A 15,577-nucleotide genomic window follows, 5' to 3' on the forward strand; every position below is an offset into this window, starting at 1 on the left:
GGAGGAAATCTCAAAGCCGGTCAAGGATGCTTTTGACAAGGTGCTGACGGACCTCAAGGCGACGTAAAAGCGGACTCGCACTTAAATCGCCTGGACTGATCGGGGGCGGCCTACCTTATTCATGGACGGAAAAGATGGTGACGGGGACCATCAGGTCGGGAGAGAGCTGGAAAGTGTGTCCTGCGATCTCGATAGCTCCAGCTAACAAGCTCCTGAAAACGGATCGCGGGCGGCCGGCGTGACATATTGGACGGTTTGAACTGGCGAAGAACCCACCATCTTGGTATCTAACCGCGTAGGGGGCAGGGGGCAGGGAAGTGGTAATGGATTCACGCAGGGACATAGCCGAGCGGGTCATCGCGCGTTGGAAGGCGCGAGGAATCCGGATCGATGAAGACCCGGGTTTCATGGAACTGGTCGCTCTTTGGACGGCAGGGTCGATTGCGTCCGGTGAAATGCGCCGCCGGTATTCGGCGCTCCAGCGCGAGCGGTCGCTGTCCAGGTCAATGCCACTTGATGTGTATCCCTGCGACGAAGGGGCGGAGGTCGATCATCGATCGATTGCGATTCCAGACGACGAACCAGATGAACGGGGAGGTCTCGGACTGCCGGCGCAAGGGTGACTCTTACAAAGGGCTCATCACGCACCATTTCCTGGCGAGCGCGAACTTCACGAAACAGCGGGTCGACAAGCGCTGCGTCGCGTTGTGCATATTCTCGGGAAGAGTCCGAAAAATCCTTGCCACGAGCCGCAATGGCTGGCGGCTCAGCAAGGTAGAAGGTGAGGAGCGGCCGGCGGTACTGAGTCGACATCTTTATCAACTGTGGGCGTGTCGGCTCAGGGCATCTTCAAGCATGGCAAGGCGGTCGCTGCCCGCTATACAGGGTGCATCGCTAATGCCGAGCTTGTCGGCACATCTTCAACGCTGAGTCCCTCAGTCTCGTGCGCCCAGCGTCCGACAAGTTATTGTCTTCCATGGGAGTCCGGCTTGCGCAAATTGCCCCCGATGAAGGTTGGTCCGCCCGGGTCTTCCGCATGGAAAACGCGCGTTGCCTCAAAAACGCCGGTGCGCCATGCATAGGTCGTATCGTCGATCATCTGCGGCAAGACCTCCTGGTTTGTCGGACGACCGTACCATTTGGTGACGATGCGGGCGACTTTGGCGACGAGCGCGGTACTCATGCGAAGGTTCGAGTGTGCATCGAACATCTCCGGCGCCAAATAGCATCGAGACCTCGTTTGGGCGAAAGGTTATTCCTTTGCTGCAAAGCCTAGCTCAACGCGGCTGACATCTAAGATCGCCCGAAGGACGTCGATGCCGAATTTGAGGCTTTCCACCTCGACATCCAGCGAGATGCCCTCGGTGACTGTGCCTTTTGCGTTAGCGATTACCACCTCCTCCAGGTCTTCGAACCACTGAGGACTGTTCCCTTTGTGAAGCTTCGATAGTTCCGCAATCGCGACACTAAATGCCGATTGGACCGCGATTAGAGCGGCGCCGAGCTTTCGTTCGTCTACACCCGAGATGCAAACAATGGGGCTGTTTTTCTCATCCATGGGCTGTTCCTCTGCTGGCTCGCCACGAAACCCTATTTCAACTAATAGGCGACAGAGTCGTCGATCGCCGACGAATGCAAATAGGCCCGTAGGCTGGAGTCTCGGGTAGTTAGATCAACGAATACGCGATGCTGGGGGTGGACCATGTGGAAATGGTGGATGCGCTTGAGGCCTGTTGAAATCTGGGTCCAGCTTCCGAACGTTCCAACCGGCGGCAATGCCTCTAGGCCGTAAGCGTCGCACCTCCTGGTACGCGATAGCGGGTAATCCTTTGTACGAACTGGCTCGCATGCAAGGTCGCCCGAAGGACACAAGTGCCGAGCCTGGGCTTTCCGGCCATAGTCTTCAGTGAGACGTCTGTTGCTTCCACAACTCAACACATTCCGGCGAGCGGCATAAACCTGCAAACTCATTGTTTTTGATCCGCACGCGTCATACCTGGCCTGCACCCCACCGCCATGGCTTCGGCAAAAGGCCTTTTACTCAAAACGCAGGGACCTAGTTTGGCCCGTTTGTCAGGCAGCATCACAAAAAGATCTGCGGAAGGCTCGTCCCGCTTTGCGCGCTCAGGTGCGCCCGCAGTCGATCTGGCAGCGGATTGTTATTCAGGTACACTTTGCAATGAGGCGGAAGCTGCGACAGAATGTACGGCAGTGCAGTTCGCCCGTCGCCAAGTCCTCTCAGGTTGTTTCCACGAACGCTAAGCTCCTCCAGCCCCCTCGGCAGGTTAGGGGGCAGGTGGGTCAGTTCATTACTGTCGGTGCTGAGCCACTTTAGGGTGGCCGGGAGGTCCTCGGGTAGGCTAGTCAGTTCATTGTGAGGGACTTCGAGCCTCGTGAGCTTTGCAGGAAGGCGCTCGGGCAGGCGAATTATATTATTGAGTTCGGCGCGGAGATCCGTCAATTCGAGGGGGAGATTCTCCGGCAGGTGCGCGATTTCGTTGCGGGTGACATGAAGCTCCCTGAGCTCAGGCGGCAGGTTATCGGGCAAACTGGTCAGCCGGTTGTGGTTGACGTAGAGATACTTTAGTCCGGAAGGAAGCTCGTTCGGCAATCTGGTCAGCCGGTTGCCGTCGACGTAGAGCGTCTCGAGCATGTCCGGAAGAACCTCAGGCAGCGTGGTCAGCTGGTTGTCGCAGGCAGAGAGCTTTCGCAGACCGGGCGGGAGGTTGTTGGGCAGCCTGCCCAACCGGTTGTCATTGGCGTTGAGCCGCTGGAGGCCGGCCGGTAAGGTGGGGGGCAGTGCCGTTAGGGACAGCGATGTTAAGTTCAGGGGGGCACGAAAATTGCGGGTTTCCGTCCAGGCCTCGATCCGTGCCATTGCCTCGTGCCGGTCCTCGTCCTGCTCCTGCTGCCCGTCTTCCGCCCAGGCCAGTAAAATTTCTTTCAGTGCCGCTTCGCCGGACGAGGAGCCAGTCAAGCCTTCAACCCAGTTAAAGGTGTCTTCACCGCCTTGTTCGGAACTATTGCCAACACCCCCCTGCCTTCTGCCGTACATTGCGTCGTTCCTTAGGTCATTGCGTCACTGCTGATGTTACTTCCGTCGCGACCTTTCCTTCCAATACCAAATTCGTATCCCGTTATGCTTCGGGGGCATGGCCAGCGTCCTCCCTCGAGCTGGACAGCGCATGATTTTTATCGCGACGTTGAACAATCCCACCATTGACATGCTGCGCAAACTCGGCCTGACAGGCATGGCCAGCGCCTATCAGGAACTCGAAACGCAAATAGAAGCGAGACACCTTCGAGCATGGTGAAAGGCTTCGACTGCTGCTCGAGGCGGCCACGCTCCGCCAGAAGCGCTTCGAGGCGAGAGCCCGCCCTGCAAAGCAGCGCTGTAACGCCCAGATCGAGAACGCTGATTTTTGCGCCGCCCGCGCCCCTGATCGCAATTTCGTGACGCCGAGTGATAAAGGTATTTCATCCACCAGTTCCAGCTTGGTGGAGACCTAAACCAGACGCATTTGGAGCCGCTTGCGGCCGATTTCGCGTGGCAACTCCATCTAACTGAGGCGCAAGTTCCCGGAACAAACGCTCACGCGCGATAACCTTTCCTCATTTTCGGGCAATCTCGCAGTGTCACGTTGATTTGGTAGGTCAGCTTACGACGCCGAAGCCGTTACGCTTTTTCTCTACGCCTGCAGGGCCCTGCCGACTTAAAGGCAACGACTTCCGGACAGCCGAGGCCCAGAACCAGTTCACCTTGACATCGTGTCACTCGGGCGTAACAGGCGGCAGCCCGAGTGTCGCAATAAGCTTCATTATCGACGGCGTGGGTGGACCCGGTGTCGGCGGCGGCATGGAGACGATGGACCCGAGCCGCGGAGGCGTTGCCATAACGCCAATCATCGTGCCGATAATGGCGATCCCATCGCCGCTGATTTCGATGGCCTGCGGGCCGGTTCTGCCCGATACTACAAGGCGGATCTTGTCGGGTGTTACCTCGACGCGGCTACCTAAGGCCGCTGCGGCAGGGGAGTCGGGCGCGGCGCCGCCCGAGGTCAGGAGGAAGTGTCTCTTGACGTCGATGCTGTAGATATTCCCGACCTCGACGGTATGATTCTTCTGGGCCTTCAAATAGACCTCCTCACGGCCCTGCTTGTCCTCAAAGCGCAGTTCATTGTAGGCATTAGCGGCGCCGCCATCGGTATGCGTCCGGAAGGTCGACCGCGTTTTGTCGGTCGGCAGGGTTTCAGGCGGCAGATTTGAGCCATTGTATACGACGCCGGTCACCAGGGGCGTGTCGGGATTGCCGTGGATGAAATCAACCACGACCTCATGGCCGATCCGTGGGACGACCAGGTTGCCAAAACCCTTACCAGCGAAGTTCTGGGCCACCCGAATCCAGCAGGAGCTGTTCTCGTTCTTTCCGCCTTCTCGGTCCCAGAAGAACTGAACCTTCACACGGCCGTACTTATCCGTCGCGATCGACTCGCCCTCGGGGCCCACGACGACGGCCGTCTGCGGTCCGTGAATCAACCGCGCCGGTGTGCGGCGCCTCGGTCGGTACTGGGTGGTCGCGGGGATAATCTCTACGTTGCTGTGATAGAGGAACCGCACGCCCTTCCCCCCCACGGTGTCCGCAGTGAGATCGTCCCCCACCTCACCGATGACAGTGAAGTCCTGTCCGACTGCCAGGAAGCGATCGGTGGGTTTCGGGCGGGAACCGACCTGGCCGTAGTAGAAGGGATTTGCCGCCTTGAATAATGACCCGGTCGTTATCTGGCGCGCAGTGCTTTCGATCCGCGCGCGATAAGCGTTGCAGGCGAGTTCCTCGGCACGGATGGTGGCGTAGAAATCGCCATCGCTTTTTTTTGTATACTGGCCTGGATACTCGAAGACCTCCCGCATTGCCGTGCAGCCGCTGCTTGCCGACGAGGTCTCGCCCGTTCTGACCGCCACGCTCTCCCGCGGTCGGGTGATGGCGCTTCCCGTGAGCTTGCATGGCGGAATGCCGCCTGTCCTCACGGGAGGAACACGCGCGACAGACGTCAGTTCTGCCATCGGCTTCTCATGGTCATAGTCCCTGAGAACGACCTTGTTCGGCTGTAGCGATACGACCTCGTCCCAATGCAGGATGACATCTTCTTGGTAAAGACTTCGGGCAGGCCTGAGATTGTGGTGGGTCTCTACGATCTCAGGCGTGCAGGCCATGTGACTCGCGGCGTTGTCGACCAGCACCAGGTCATGTTGGTCCTCAGCATGTTCAAAATAGTAGTAGATGCCGTCCTGCTCCATGAGGCGGCTGACGAAGGCCAGATCCGTTTCATCGTACTGGACGCAATATGGGCGCTGTGGGAACCGTCGGGCGGTCTGATTCTTGAAATTGCCTTTATGTTCTCGAAAAATCGTGGTGATGATCTCGATGCTCGTCTTGTTCTGAAAGACCCGACTGTTAGAGCGATGCTCGAGCAATGAAATCCACGGCCGCACCTGCGCCACGTAGTTGAGGTGCTCGGTATCGTCGAGGCCGAGATATTGGAAGCGCGTAACAACACCGTTGAAGAAGCGCGTTTGCGAGTCCTTGAGCTTAAGGCCGATTGTCAGGTTTTGACCGGGGATCGTAGCAAAGTTCTGAACTGGATTGCGGCTGGCGAGCTTCACCTCGTAGAGGAAAGGTTCCCCCAGCCGCTCGGTGCCACTGAGCCGCCGGAGAGAGATTTCATTCAACTCGGACGCGGCCGAAGTGACCGCAACAAAACGATTGTGCCTTAAGAGACTCTCGATTCTTGACTCGACCATGGTGGTGTGTGTTCCGCAGATTTGATGAGAAGGCGCGGTTGCGCCCGATGGCGTGAGTAGGATGCTGCCGAAGCCATCGGCGAAGATGCCGAAAAGCGTTTATTTCGTGCATCGAAATCGCCGACCGTTGCTCAGCCAAGATGTCTTGCTGGCCCGCATCGTCAGAGCCAAGCGGGGGAGGGCGGGGTGAAGAAAGCGTGTGGGTCTCTTGGAACTCACCCACGCTAAGTCCCACCCAAATCTCGCCATGCGGCCTTGTAACATCGATGAGTTGGCGGATTCCGGCGGTGCTAGCGACGACGTGTCTCCTGGAAGATTCAACCAGGCCCAGGGCGCAGCGCCCGAGCGGACAACCACGGTGGTCGAGTTTCGCCGCGATCGTCGGCTCGATAGGCCTCTCCGCTGCTGAAGCCTCAAGGGCGTCAAAATGGCGATAACGTTCCAAAGAGGCGTCACGGCGAATTTTGCAAAGGGCCTTGGCGGTCCCATTGCAGTTTGCGTTGAGCTTACTGAAGAGAGTCGAGCTTCCGATGCTTGTCATAACGGGCCTTCCAAGCCGCCGCCCGCCGTGCCGCCGCACTTGGTATCGAGGTTACGTGGGCCATTCACCCGTTCCAGATCGATCTCGCCAAGGAGATCTTCTCCCCGCCCGAAAAGAAGGTCGAGCGGGCCCGCCGCATCATGGATGTCCGTTTCAGGAGAGTGCCATGCGGCAGCCGGTGGGCCCCGGTCAGTCGGGGTAGTTGTCAAGTCATCGGCGTGCTGGCGCGTTTTCCTCTTGCCCATCCAACTGGACCATCCGAGTCTGCCGCAGCGACCCAACTGCACTTCCGGGACCTGCTCCTGACGGAGAACGAGGTTAATCTCCCAGTCAAGTTCATCTCCAAGGTAGTTGCAGATGATCTCCGCTATCGACTTAAGGCCGGGAGCTGCGGGCAGAAGCGATTCGTAATGAGCCAGGCTGAGGGGACCCACAATGAGTCGGAACCGATGGTGCCACACTCTGACCCTCGCACCTGCAATAGCGTTGCTGTTCAGCGTGCCCGTGGCCGGGTCGCGGCCCAGGAGGCAGAGCGATATGCGGGGCAGATCCACCCACTTTGGGACAAATTCACGGATATCAACCGGCGCCTCGACGAAGCTGGCGAGGATGGCAGCGAGCCCCTCGGCGTTGCGGGTGTGTGAGGCGAGACGGCCGGTGAAGTGGAGTTTGGCCAGATCAGGCATAGCATCCCGCGCGCGCAGGGAGGTCATCCCGAAGCCGGCTAGCGCGCCGAGCTGAAGGGCAAATCGATCTTCTTGTGGCCTGTCATAGCTCACGGTCGGTTCGCCCTCCGCCCATGCGCGGAAGAAGAACGAGGCCATTCGATGATGAAAGGTATCAGCAAATCGGATCAGCGTCTCATCCGCGGCGTTGTGCTGCCGGAGAAGGGCGTACTCCGTCAGATGCAATGGGAGGGGACCGTGGGGTCCAAACAAGCCGAAGGCGTAGGTGGAGATTACGGGGTCGTTCTCCTCGTGCGCAGTCACGCCCGCGATCGATCGAGTCGGAAATGCAAGGGAGGGCTGCTGGGCGATCCGCACGCGATCCAGGCTGGGACCGCTCGATTCTCCCAGCCGAGGCCGATCTGAGCAGATTGCATCGATCCGCCGCAGAGCCTGGAAGAAGTCGCAGGCATGCGGTTCGGCCCTGAGCGAGCTTAGGAAGTCGCCGAGTGCCCCCGAAATCAAAGGATCGCCCGGCGGCCGGCCATCGTCGGCCATCGCATTACCTCCCCGCGCTGTAGCGTCGAGACGACCATCTCGGTGAAGCTGTTGATGGATACGTATTTCGCGAAGAACTGGTTGAGCACGGAGGCGAGCGGAAAGATGCCAACGCCTTCGAAGGCCGCTTCGTCCAGGATGATACCAACCTCAATCCCACGTGCTACGGCGGCTTGTCCACCGCTGGACAATCGCCTGACCGCAGGCCTGGACCGAATCTCCCGGATCCCGTCGATCTGCCGTGAGGCGAAGGCATTGACTGGATCGACGTAGAGGCGGAGGAGTTCACGTAGCGCTTCTGCGCCCCGGTGGTCGTTCCTATCGGAATTGCTGATCGAGAGGTAGTTCAGTGAAAGATGGCTAATTAATCGCCAAGTGATATCGCCATTGGCGAAGGAGTGGCGCGGTCGGCTCGGGGGCGATACGCACCGGGTGGCGGTAACTGGAGCGCCGATTTCCAGGGTGAAGTCTGTCTCGTCCCGGCCGATCGGCAGCAGCAGCGCCAGATCCCGGTTCGAGCACAGGCAGTTTACAGACAAATGCCGGAGTTCCGCCGAATAGGGAGCCGCCTGGCGATCAACTAGAGAAACGAACGTTTCGCTGCCGATGTAGCCAGTCCGCGCGCCATTTAGACGCTGGTGCTCCGACATGAGGCGCTGCTCCCGGCGGATCGCGTAGTATCTGGAATGCTGCTCCTCCTGACCGTGCGCGCTGATGCTATAGAACGGGTAGAACCTCACGGGAGCCGCTTCGTTTTTCGCCCCGTCTCCGCTCATCTCGAGGATCGAGTGGACCTCAAAGTCGAGCGGCCTCATCCTGTCAACAATCACATGATGCTCGGTGTTCTTGTCGCTCACGTGGACGAGATCTGCCTGGCGTTCGAAGAGATTAATCGCGGGCGTTGCGAAGAGAACGATATTTTGGGGCCCGAGCTGTCGTTCCAGCCGTGGCTCGACACGTCTGAGTGCGAAGACGATCTCAAGGGTCTCGGCAGTTGACAGGGCTACTGCGTCTGCCAGCCCGCTAACCTCGACGAACAACGTCCGCTCCGCGAGGGCGAAATACTCCTGTAGGAGACGGTACCCGTCGAAAGAGCGTGGCACCTCGGGCAGGAGAGCACAGCTCGGCTCCAAACCGCGTTGCTGCAGCGCATGAACCGGAATCTTTTCCTGCCAAGGGATAGGCCGGCCGACCGGACGGGCTATGATATTGCATGCGTCACCGAGAAGCTGTTCGGCGAGTGCGGCGCCGATGCCACCGGGGCCTGTTAGGTGCAGTGTGAGAGCCTCTAGTCCGAGTTTATTGAACGGCATGCCATTGGTGGTACGAAGGCGTAGTCGCAAAGCAGCCTTCGCATCTTGCCGGGCCGGAAGATCCAGTGCGGCGATCTGCCCCGGCGTCGAAAAATAATCGGCAGCGCTCACCACAATTGGCCAGAGATGCACATCATGGGCCGTGCGGAACTCGCAATGTGTGACGGCGCCCGGAGCAAGACGGCCCAAAAGCTTGGTTCCCCGCGGCACGAGGTATCCATTTTCAAGTCGTCCGGCATCCTGGTCGGGCTCGAAACGGACGATCGTCATCGAGGGGAGCGGCGGTAGAAAATGCGGATAGACCATCTCCAGGAGGTGCTGGGTGAATTCCGGAAAGCGAGACTGAAGCTTCAATTGCACCCGCGCCGCCATGAAAGCGAAGCCTTCCAGAAGCCGCTCGACGTAGGGGTCGGCGACCTCCGCTGATTCCATCCCGAGCCGGGCGGCGACCTTCGGGAATGCACGGGCGAACTCGGCCCCCATCTCGCGCATATAAGCAAGTTCGTCGTTGTACAGTCGCAGGAGCCGGGGATCCATCAGCTTATCTCTGTACCGAGATGAACGCGGGCGGATTCGAGCTCGGAATCTACCTCCGTACGCATCACCATTCGCACCGGCAATGGCTGCGCCCACAGATCGGCTTCGATCCTAAAGCGAAAAGTGCCGCAACCCTGACCATCGTCCAGGACCGTGACCTTCAGGGTGTCCGGTAAGAGACGCGGCTCAAAGCGCTGAAGGCTCTCGATTATCGCTTCGCGCAATGCGCTCTTATCCATGCCTTCGCGAATTTGTCCGCTGAGAGGCCAGGCACCATAATTAAGTGCACTGGCCGCTACGTGAGGGTACGCTTGTAGATCTACGGTTGCACCCAATTGATTGGTGTTCAACAACCAGGAAACATCGCGTAGAATCACCTCTTCCAGTTGGCGAACAGAGAAGCTGCGCTTGTCCTGCGCTTCACACGAGCTGCGCGGCTCATCGTCCGTAAGCCGGTCCAGGAGGGATGGTTGCACGAGATCCCGCTTAACATCTCTGCCCATGTTACAATCTCCAGGTGCAATGGCGACGAGTCGATCTGTCGTTTTCGCGCGCAGCCCCGAATATTCCCGGGTTGCCGATGGCCCCATCAGCCGACGAGCCTATTGAAGTCGGTGCTGTTCGCGATTTGGTTCCAGATGCCCTCGCCAGCTTTGGTAAGAGCGCCTTTTTCATCCTGCCTGTAATAAATGACCTTGCAGGCGCCGAACCGGAATGTGATCGTCTCCTCGGGGGCCTCTTCCGCATAGGACCACTCGACCTTCTCGACTACCAGCATGTTGAAACTCCAGTGCAAGAACAGGTTCGATTCTGATGTAGCTTGTCCGCTCCCCGTCGCTTTGAAAAGTTTCAGTTCGACGCTATTGAAGTGGGCGCCGCGACCACAGGCAACGTACAGAGAGGGCGATGACGTATCCACCTGCTTCTTGATAGTGAAGACCTCGAATTCGGCCTTGCCCGCGCCCGCCCCGGCGGTATGAGGCCCAATGTTCAGCTTGTTTTCGAGTGAAAAGCTCCATTCGTCCGCTAGGGTGATACCGTCCTTTAGAATGATAGATTCGCCCTTGGGCAAAATGCCGTCCTTGGACGCTTGCGTGAATTTTATAACCGCGTCGAACGCCATGATGGACTTTCCTTTTCTCGTTGATCTGATTGGGCCTGGATTGCATCGGCCAGCCCGGGGCAGCTATTCCGGAGTTTTGGCGCCGAGAACGGAGCACAATCATCTGCGGGTTTTCTCAGTCCTTGCGGGCGGATGGCAGGCGCGAGACAAGTCTCAAAGAGATGGTTAGGCCTTCGAGCTGGTAGTGTGGCCGCATGTAAAATCTCGCAACGTAATATCCGGGATTATCTTCGACCTCTTCCACCTTGACCTCGGCTGAGGAGAGCGGCTGCTGTGCCTTACTCTCTTCGCTCCCAAGCTCGGGCGAGGGGTGGACATAGCCCTGAATCCATTGGTTGAGCCACTCCTCGACCTCGTGGCGCTCCTTGAACGTGCCAATCTTGTCCCGGACCATACACTTCAAATAATGTGCGAAGCGGCAGGTTGCGAAGATGTAGGGTAGCCGGGCACTGAGTTCGGCGTTCGCTGACGCGTCGGGGTCTTCGTATTTGACCGGCTTGTTAATAGTTTGAGCGCCAATAAATACGCCGAGGTCCGTGTTTTTGCGGTGCAACAGCGGTAGAAGACCGTTTTTGGACAGTTCGGCCTCACGGCGGTCGCTGATCGCGATCTCAGTGGGGCATTTTAGGTCGACGCCACCGTCGTCGCTGCGGAAGGTATGTACCGGCAGACCCTCGACCAAGCCGCCGGATTCGACGCCACGAATTCTGGAGAGCCAGCCATAGAGCTTGAACGAGCGCGTGATATTTACGCCCATGGCGTAGGCTGCGTTCGTCCAAAGGTATTTCTCGCTGTCGCCGCCGTCTGTGTCCTCCTCGAAGGCGAATTCATCGACCGGGTTGGTTTTGGCCCCGTAGGGCAGCCGGCCAAGGGTGCGTGGTAAGGTCAGGGCCACGTACCGAGAGTTCTCGCTCTCGCGGAACGCCCGCCAAGGGGCATGTTCGGGCGTGAGGAAGATTTTTGTGATGTCACGCGGGTTCGCAAGCTCACGCCAAGAATCCATCTGCAGCAGATGTGGTGAGACGGCAGATATAAGCGGTGAGTGGCTCGCCGCCGCGATCTGCGCCAGTCCCGAAAGCAACTCTACGTCCGGTGGGGTATGGTCGAAATAGTAGTCGGCAATCAGGCAGCCATAGGGTTCACCGCCGATTTGGCCGTATTCGTCTTCGTAAATTTTTTTGAATAGCGGACTCTGATCCCAGGTGACACCCTTATATTTCCGCAGAGTTCGGGACATCTCCACCTTTGAAACTGGGAGAACGCGAATCTTCAACGTTTCATCGGTTTCGGTGTTGATGGCAAGGTGATGCAAGCCCCGCCAAGCTGATTCCACGCGCTGGAAATTTTCGTGATGGAGGATCTCGTTGAGTTGTGCAGAAAGCTTCTGGTCGATCGAAGCAATCATTGCTTGGATAGTCGTGACGACATCGTCGCTGATTAGCGACGTGTTTTGAAGTGCCTGCTCGGCCAGTGTTCGGACGGCACTCTCCACCAAGTCACGGGAGTGGTCCGAGCGGATCTTGAACTCGAATCGAAGCATGCGGGTGAAATCGCCGAGATCAACGGTGGCGACCTGTACATCTGTGGCATCTGCAGGCATCATGATCAGTCCTCCTCTGTGTCTGGGGATGCCAATGGCGGAGCGGCAACCAATGCATCAGGCTTCTCAGTCTCGATGCCATTGCCGAGGGCGCTTAGCAGTGCCGAATCCGCGAGGAAGTGGGTGAGCAACTCTTCGGCACCGTTCTTACCGTCCATATAGGCCAGCAGATTGGAGAGCTCCGTTCGCGCCTCGAGCAGCCTGCTAAGGCTGTCGACCTTGCGCGCCACGGCCGCCGGCGAGAAATCTTCGAGCCGCTCGAACGTCAAGTCGACAGCGAGTTGGCCTTCTCCGGTCAATAGGTTCGGCACCCGCATCACCACCCTGGGCCTCAGCGATCTGAGCCGATCATCGAAATTGTCGATATCGATCTCCATCATCTTGCGCTCCGCGACAGGGGCAAGCGGCTCGGCAGCATTGCCGGCGAGGTCGGACATCACGCCGACCACGAAGGGAAGCTGAACCTTCTTCTGAGAGCCATAGGTCTCGACGTCGTATTCGATCTGTACGCGAGGCGGACGAACCCGCGCGATGAACTTTTGACTACTCGCCTTTGTCATGTGTTCCACTCTCCTGATAGGGAAGATTGCGCACGTCACGTGCCCTCGCCGACCGCCAGACCGGCAATCGAACGGTATTGGGCAACCCCTTCTGGCGCCAACTCTTTGATAAGAGCCATGAAGTCCTTCGAGACAAGTCGCTGCGCGCGCTCCAGGAGGGCTGGCAGCGGGCTCGCGGGCTCATTCACCTGGTACCAGTGGCAAATGCGGCCAAGAATTTCGACAACGTCATCGCGGTTGCGGATCACTTCGGGGTAAGAGGCCTTGCTAGAGTCTGGCAATGGAGATGCCGGGGCTGCAGGCTGGGCCCTTTTCCGATGGGCGTCGACCAGATCCTTGGCCTGGGTGAGTAGCACTATCAGAGGGTCGAATCGAACGGCCTCGTCACTCGCGACGTGCTGCCGAACACTCGCGTCTAGATGGGTGGCGGCTGCCAGGCTGGCGTGGAGACCAGTGCTGATCTGCTCGAGCTGCAGTGGATCGGTGTCGATGAAGGCGTGCTCGATGGTCGAACGATCAATTTCCGTAGATTGGGACCGTAGCGCACCAGCCCAATCGCGGAGCGTAAAAGTCCCGAATTGCCTGGAGGAGGTGAGTGGGACTTGGCGTATTTCTGCCAAGAGCCCGGAGAGATCGCAGAGGCTCGCTAGAGCGTTGAGGCGAACGGTCTGATCTTCGTCATCTTCTGGATCCGGTCGCGGATGTAGCTCTGACCAGTAGAGCTCGACATAGGCCGCGAGCAGCTCAAGCCCCCGACTTAGACCAGAGAAGCCGAACTGACTGAGGGCGGATCGTGTGAGCAAGATTCCGACTCTTAGATCCTTAGTGCGGGCAGAAAGGTCGAGGCCAAGCCGCCACACCTCTGTCCAATCGGGAGCCTCCTCGGTGGCGATGGAGTCGCCTATCTGCTGGTGCGGCTTGCCATGCGACGCTATCTCCAGCTCCAGGAAGCTCAAATCGTAATCGAGAGCATCCCCGCATGCGTTGCCGTCGCTGATCGGTTTTAATAGATGATCTGCATCGAGCATGACCCAAATCCCAGTTTTCCCGACATAAAAGATCGTCGCGCCTCTGTTTCTCAATGTTTAGCAATGAGCAGACGCGATTGCTCATGCACAATCGACATTCGTATATGTCGTGAATGCTTGGGGCGTGAATGCCGCCGCTTCGGATCTTGACGCAGCTATGTGCTGCTCAGGCGCGAGGGACACCTTGTGAACAACAAGAAGCTCTTCCGGGTCCATCGGGAGGAGAAGCTCACGATGCGCAAGCGCCGTGGCCGGAAACGAGCGAAAGGCAAGCGTTGGTGTTGATCCCGCTGGCTGCCAATGATCGTTGGCGCGGGTTCAGGCTTCTGATGGTCGTGAGGAAAGCCGGACTCTCGTCGCCGATACTTCGCTCTCCGGCCTGCGGTCGCCTGTGGACTGGATCGGGTTATCGAGGAGCGTGGCAAGCCAAGCACTCTGGCCTCGGCTAACTAACCCTGCAGAGTTCGCCCAGATCGGCAACCCGCGACGTGATGCAGTGCTGCGCAGCCGGAATGGTCTCCGCACCTAAACCCGCCGATGCCGCCGCAGATGCGCAACCCACCGCTGGAGCGAACCCCAAACTGGATAAACTTGACGGTACAAGCTCAGCCAGATTGAATTGACATCGTCGGGCAGTCGTTGCAAAGGGCAACCTGCGGAGTACCGTTGCAAACGTGAGCCTGAAGGCCTCCAACTACGAAGTCTTCGCGCGGCCGCCTCCGCGCCAGTTGCTGCATAAGGTGGATGGCGTCCTCGGCGATCGCTCTTGGGGGTGTCGGCGCGCGGACCCTCATCGAACGAGCGGCCAGCCGGCGGTCCATCGCGCGTGCAGCGACCCGGCGTCAGTGGTAGAACGGCTCGAGCACTTCAACGGCATTATACTCCTGCGCTCCGCCGGACCGCCGCACGAGGCATATAGGGCGACAATCTGGATGAGATCCGTATTGACCGCATGTAACGATGCTCCCCGAGATTCGCACGTTGCCTCATTCATTTTGCTCCCAGTTGGAGCGAAGGAGTGGGGTGCGGAGATGGCGGGGTTTCGCAGCGGCCGGCCTCCTTCGTGAGCGCCATTGCCGTTTTCGACGGAAGTCGAAGGTTAATAACCATCGTCGCGGTATTTACTTTTGACAATGGGTGTGATGCGGCTTTGCGTGATCTTCTAAAAAGAATCGAGTCCCGCCGCCAATCCCCCGTTCTATCGCGCACCTACCGCATCCCAACGTGACTGTCGACCCTGCTTCCATTAGTCGTGCAGGGCAACCACGCGGTCTCTCGTGCAGATCCCTGCGATTTCGAATTGACGGACACCGACCCCGTTTGACGGTCGTGGAGTGCACGCACTTAGTCACCCTAGCCGCCCGCGCACTGCAACCCCGCTGTAGCGATCCTTCTACCTCTATGCTAAAGAAAGTTTTGGAAAAACTTGCCTCGTCGCCATCGTTCGACGGCGGCCTTGGCGCCAATCTTGCGAGGAGCGGGCTGATGGTCGCAGCGGCATGCGAGCCGACATTCTGCGCTCCCGACCGTCGAAGACGAGGTCGCTCTCGGCGTGTTAGTCAGCCGGAATGCGCCGGCCGTCGTGCCCCTAAATATCGATCTCGAGCCAGGTATTGGCCTCCAGACTGAAGAAAAATTCGGCGCTCTCACATGCTCATGCAATCCCGTGGTGGACAACCAACGCACATGATGGTGCAGTTCCTAGGGAATGTGGTGATGAGTCATGAGCCGTCCTATATCACCTTGAACGCTGCCCTCCTGGCTATCCGTTTCTTCGAGGCACCCACGATTATGGCGGCATCGGCGGCGCTGAGATCGGGATGGGCCGCCTTCAGCGCGTCCGCCCACGCCCC

The 15,577-nt window shown here is 58.6% G+C and carries 12 protein-coding genes and 3 pseudogenes; 4 read left to right on the forward strand and 11 right to left on the reverse strand.

Features of this window, described 5'->3' with window-relative positions; genetic code table 11:
• Positions 1 to 323 precede the first annotated feature (323 nt).
• Entirely contained in the window at positions 324 to 623 is a 300-nt protein-coding gene (locus ATY29_RS29415) for a hypothetical protein (protein ID WP_004680434.1), read from the forward strand.
• Between the two features lie 341 nt (positions 624 to 964).
• Here ATY29_RS29415 and ATY29_RS29425 read toward each other — a convergent pair whose 3' ends face one another.
• From ATY29_RS29425 to ATY29_RS29435, 3 genes are all read right to left on the reverse strand, one after another.
• The gene (locus tag ATY29_RS29425; RefSeq protein WP_037147006.1) at positions 965 to 1,183 is read right to left on the reverse strand and encodes a lysozyme family protein; all 219 of its coding nucleotides are present in this window, start codon (positions 1,181 to 1,183) and stop codon (positions 965 to 967) included.
• A 69-nt stretch (positions 1,184 to 1,252) separates the two neighbouring features.
• Entirely contained in the window at positions 1,253 to 1,558 is a 306-nt protein-coding gene (locus ATY29_RS29430) for a hypothetical protein (RefSeq protein WP_004680432.1), read from the reverse strand.
• A gap of 525 nt (positions 1,559 to 2,083) precedes the next feature.
• Positions 2,084 to 3,055, reverse strand: a complete 972-nt coding sequence (locus ATY29_RS29435) for a leucine-rich repeat domain-containing protein (protein ID WP_004680431.1) — start codon at positions 3,053 to 3,055, stop codon at positions 2,084 to 2,086.
• A 130-nt stretch (positions 3,056 to 3,185) separates the two neighbouring features.
• Here ATY29_RS29435 and ATY29_RS38230 point away from each other — a divergent pair, with 130 nt between their 5' ends.
• Positions 3,186 to 3,314, forward strand: coding sequence for a hypothetical protein (locus ATY29_RS38230; RefSeq protein ID WP_010068000.1), 129 nt, complete (start codon positions 3,186 to 3,188; stop codon positions 3,312 to 3,314).
• A gap of 457 nt (positions 3,315 to 3,771) precedes the next feature.
• Here ATY29_RS38230 and ATY29_RS29440 read toward each other — a convergent pair whose 3' ends face one another.
• Positions 3,772 to 5,799 (reverse strand): type VI secretion system Vgr family protein, encoded by a 2,028-nt coding sequence (locus tag ATY29_RS29440; RefSeq protein WP_008536037.1) that lies wholly within the window; start codon positions 5,797 to 5,799, stop codon positions 3,772 to 3,774.
• Between the two features lie 549 nt (positions 5,800 to 6,348).
• Between ATY29_RS29440 and ATY29_RS38395 the strand changes: the two are divergent.
• Positions 6,349 to 6,486: pseudogene (locus ATY29_RS38395) on the forward strand (CoA ester lyase); the annotation flags it as partial.
• A gap of 105 nt (positions 6,487 to 6,591) precedes the next feature.
• Here the strand turns inward: ATY29_RS38395 and tssG are convergent.
• The 7 genes and pseudogenes from tssG to tssA all read right to left on the reverse strand — a co-directional run.
• Positions 6,592 to 7,563, reverse strand: a pseudogene (tssG, locus tag ATY29_RS29445) (type VI secretion system baseplate subunit TssG); the annotation flags it as partial.
• Entirely contained in the window at positions 7,527 to 9,413 is a 1,887-nt protein-coding gene (tssF, locus tag ATY29_RS29450) for a type VI secretion system baseplate subunit TssF (protein WP_008536039.1), read from the reverse strand. The pseudogene tssG and the gene tssF, both read right to left, overlap by 37 nt.
• Positions 9,413 to 9,916, reverse strand: coding sequence for a type VI secretion system baseplate subunit TssE (gene tssE, locus ATY29_RS29455; RefSeq protein ID WP_004680427.1), 504 nt, complete (start codon positions 9,914 to 9,916; stop codon positions 9,413 to 9,415). The genes tssF and tssE overlap by 1 nt, the downstream gene beginning before the upstream one ends.
• Positions 9,917 to 10,002: 86 nt before the next feature.
• The gene (locus ATY29_RS29460; protein WP_004680426.1) at positions 10,003 to 10,536 is read right to left on the reverse strand and encodes an Hcp family type VI secretion system effector; all 534 of its coding nucleotides are present in this window, start codon (positions 10,534 to 10,536) and stop codon (positions 10,003 to 10,005) included.
• A 115-nt stretch (positions 10,537 to 10,651) separates the two neighbouring features.
• Positions 10,652 to 12,139 (reverse strand): type VI secretion system contractile sheath large subunit, encoded by a 1,488-nt coding sequence (tssC, locus tag ATY29_RS29465; RefSeq protein WP_004680425.1) that lies wholly within the window; start codon positions 12,137 to 12,139, stop codon positions 10,652 to 10,654.
• Positions 12,140 to 12,141: 2 nt separating this feature from the next.
• The gene (gene tssB / locus ATY29_RS29470) at positions 12,142 to 12,696 is read right to left on the reverse strand and encodes a type VI secretion system contractile sheath small subunit (RefSeq protein ID WP_085861378.1); all 555 of its coding nucleotides are present in this window, start codon (positions 12,694 to 12,696) and stop codon (positions 12,142 to 12,144) included.
• Between the two features lie 35 nt (positions 12,697 to 12,731).
• A complete protein-coding gene (gene tssA / locus ATY29_RS29475; RefSeq protein ID WP_004680423.1) occupies positions 12,732 to 13,724 on the reverse strand; it encodes a type VI secretion system protein TssA in 993 nt (330 codons plus the stop codon).
• 93 nt (positions 13,725 to 13,817) lie between these two features.
• On the opposite strand from tssA, the pseudogene ATY29_RS29480 reads away from it, so the two are divergent.
• Positions 13,818 to 14,174, forward strand: a pseudogene (locus ATY29_RS29480) (IS3 family transposase); the annotation flags it as partial.
• Between the last annotated feature and the right edge of the window lie 1,403 nt (positions 14,175 to 15,577).

The sequence above is a fragment of the Rhizobium hidalgonense genome (assembly GCF_002914525.1).
In the GTDB taxonomy this organism is placed as follows: Bacteria; Pseudomonadota; Alphaproteobacteria; order Rhizobiales; family Rhizobiaceae; genus Rhizobium; species Rhizobium hidalgonense.

Bases quoted from the DNA above. Each gene is read 5' to 3' on its own strand.
- ATY29_RS29415 (WP_004680434.1), top strand. From the start codon at position 324: ATGGATTCACGCAGGGACATAGCCGAGCGGGTCATCGCGCGTTGGAAG.
- ATY29_RS29425 (WP_037147006.1), bottom strand. From the start codon at position 1,183: ATGAGTACCGCGCTCGTCGCCAAAGTCGCCCGCATCGTCACCAAATGG.
- ATY29_RS29430 (WP_004680432.1), bottom strand. From the start codon at position 1,558: ATGGATGAGAAAAACAGCCCCATTGTTTGCATCTCGGGTGTAGACGAA.
- ATY29_RS29435 (WP_004680431.1), bottom strand. From the start codon at position 3,055: ATGTACGGCAGAAGGCAGGGGGGTGTTGGCAATAGTTCCGAACAAGGC.
- ATY29_RS38230 (WP_010068000.1), top strand. From the start codon at position 3,186: ATGATTTTTATCGCGACGTTGAACAATCCCACCATTGACATGCTGCGC.
- ATY29_RS29440 (WP_008536037.1), bottom strand. From the start codon at position 5,799: ATGGTCGAGTCAAGAATCGAGAGTCTCTTAAGGCACAATCGTTTTGTT.
- tssF (WP_008536039.1), bottom strand. From the start codon at position 9,413: ATGGATCCCCGGCTCCTGCGACTGTACAACGACGAACTTGCTTATATG.
- tssE (WP_004680427.1), bottom strand. From the start codon at position 9,916: ATGGGCAGAGATGTTAAGCGGGATCTCGTGCAACCATCCCTCCTGGAC.
- ATY29_RS29460 (WP_004680426.1), bottom strand. From the start codon at position 10,536: ATGGCGTTCGACGCGGTTATAAAATTCACGCAAGCGTCCAAGGACGGC.
- tssC (WP_004680425.1), bottom strand. From the start codon at position 12,139: ATGATGCCTGCAGATGCCACAGATGTACAGGTCGCCACCGTTGATCTC.
- tssB (WP_085861378.1), bottom strand. From the start codon at position 12,696: ATGACAAAGGCGAGTAGTCAAAAGTTCATCGCGCGGGTTCGTCCGCCT.
- tssA (WP_004680423.1), bottom strand. From the start codon at position 13,724: ATGCTCGATGCAGATCATCTATTAAAACCGATCAGCGACGGCAACGCA.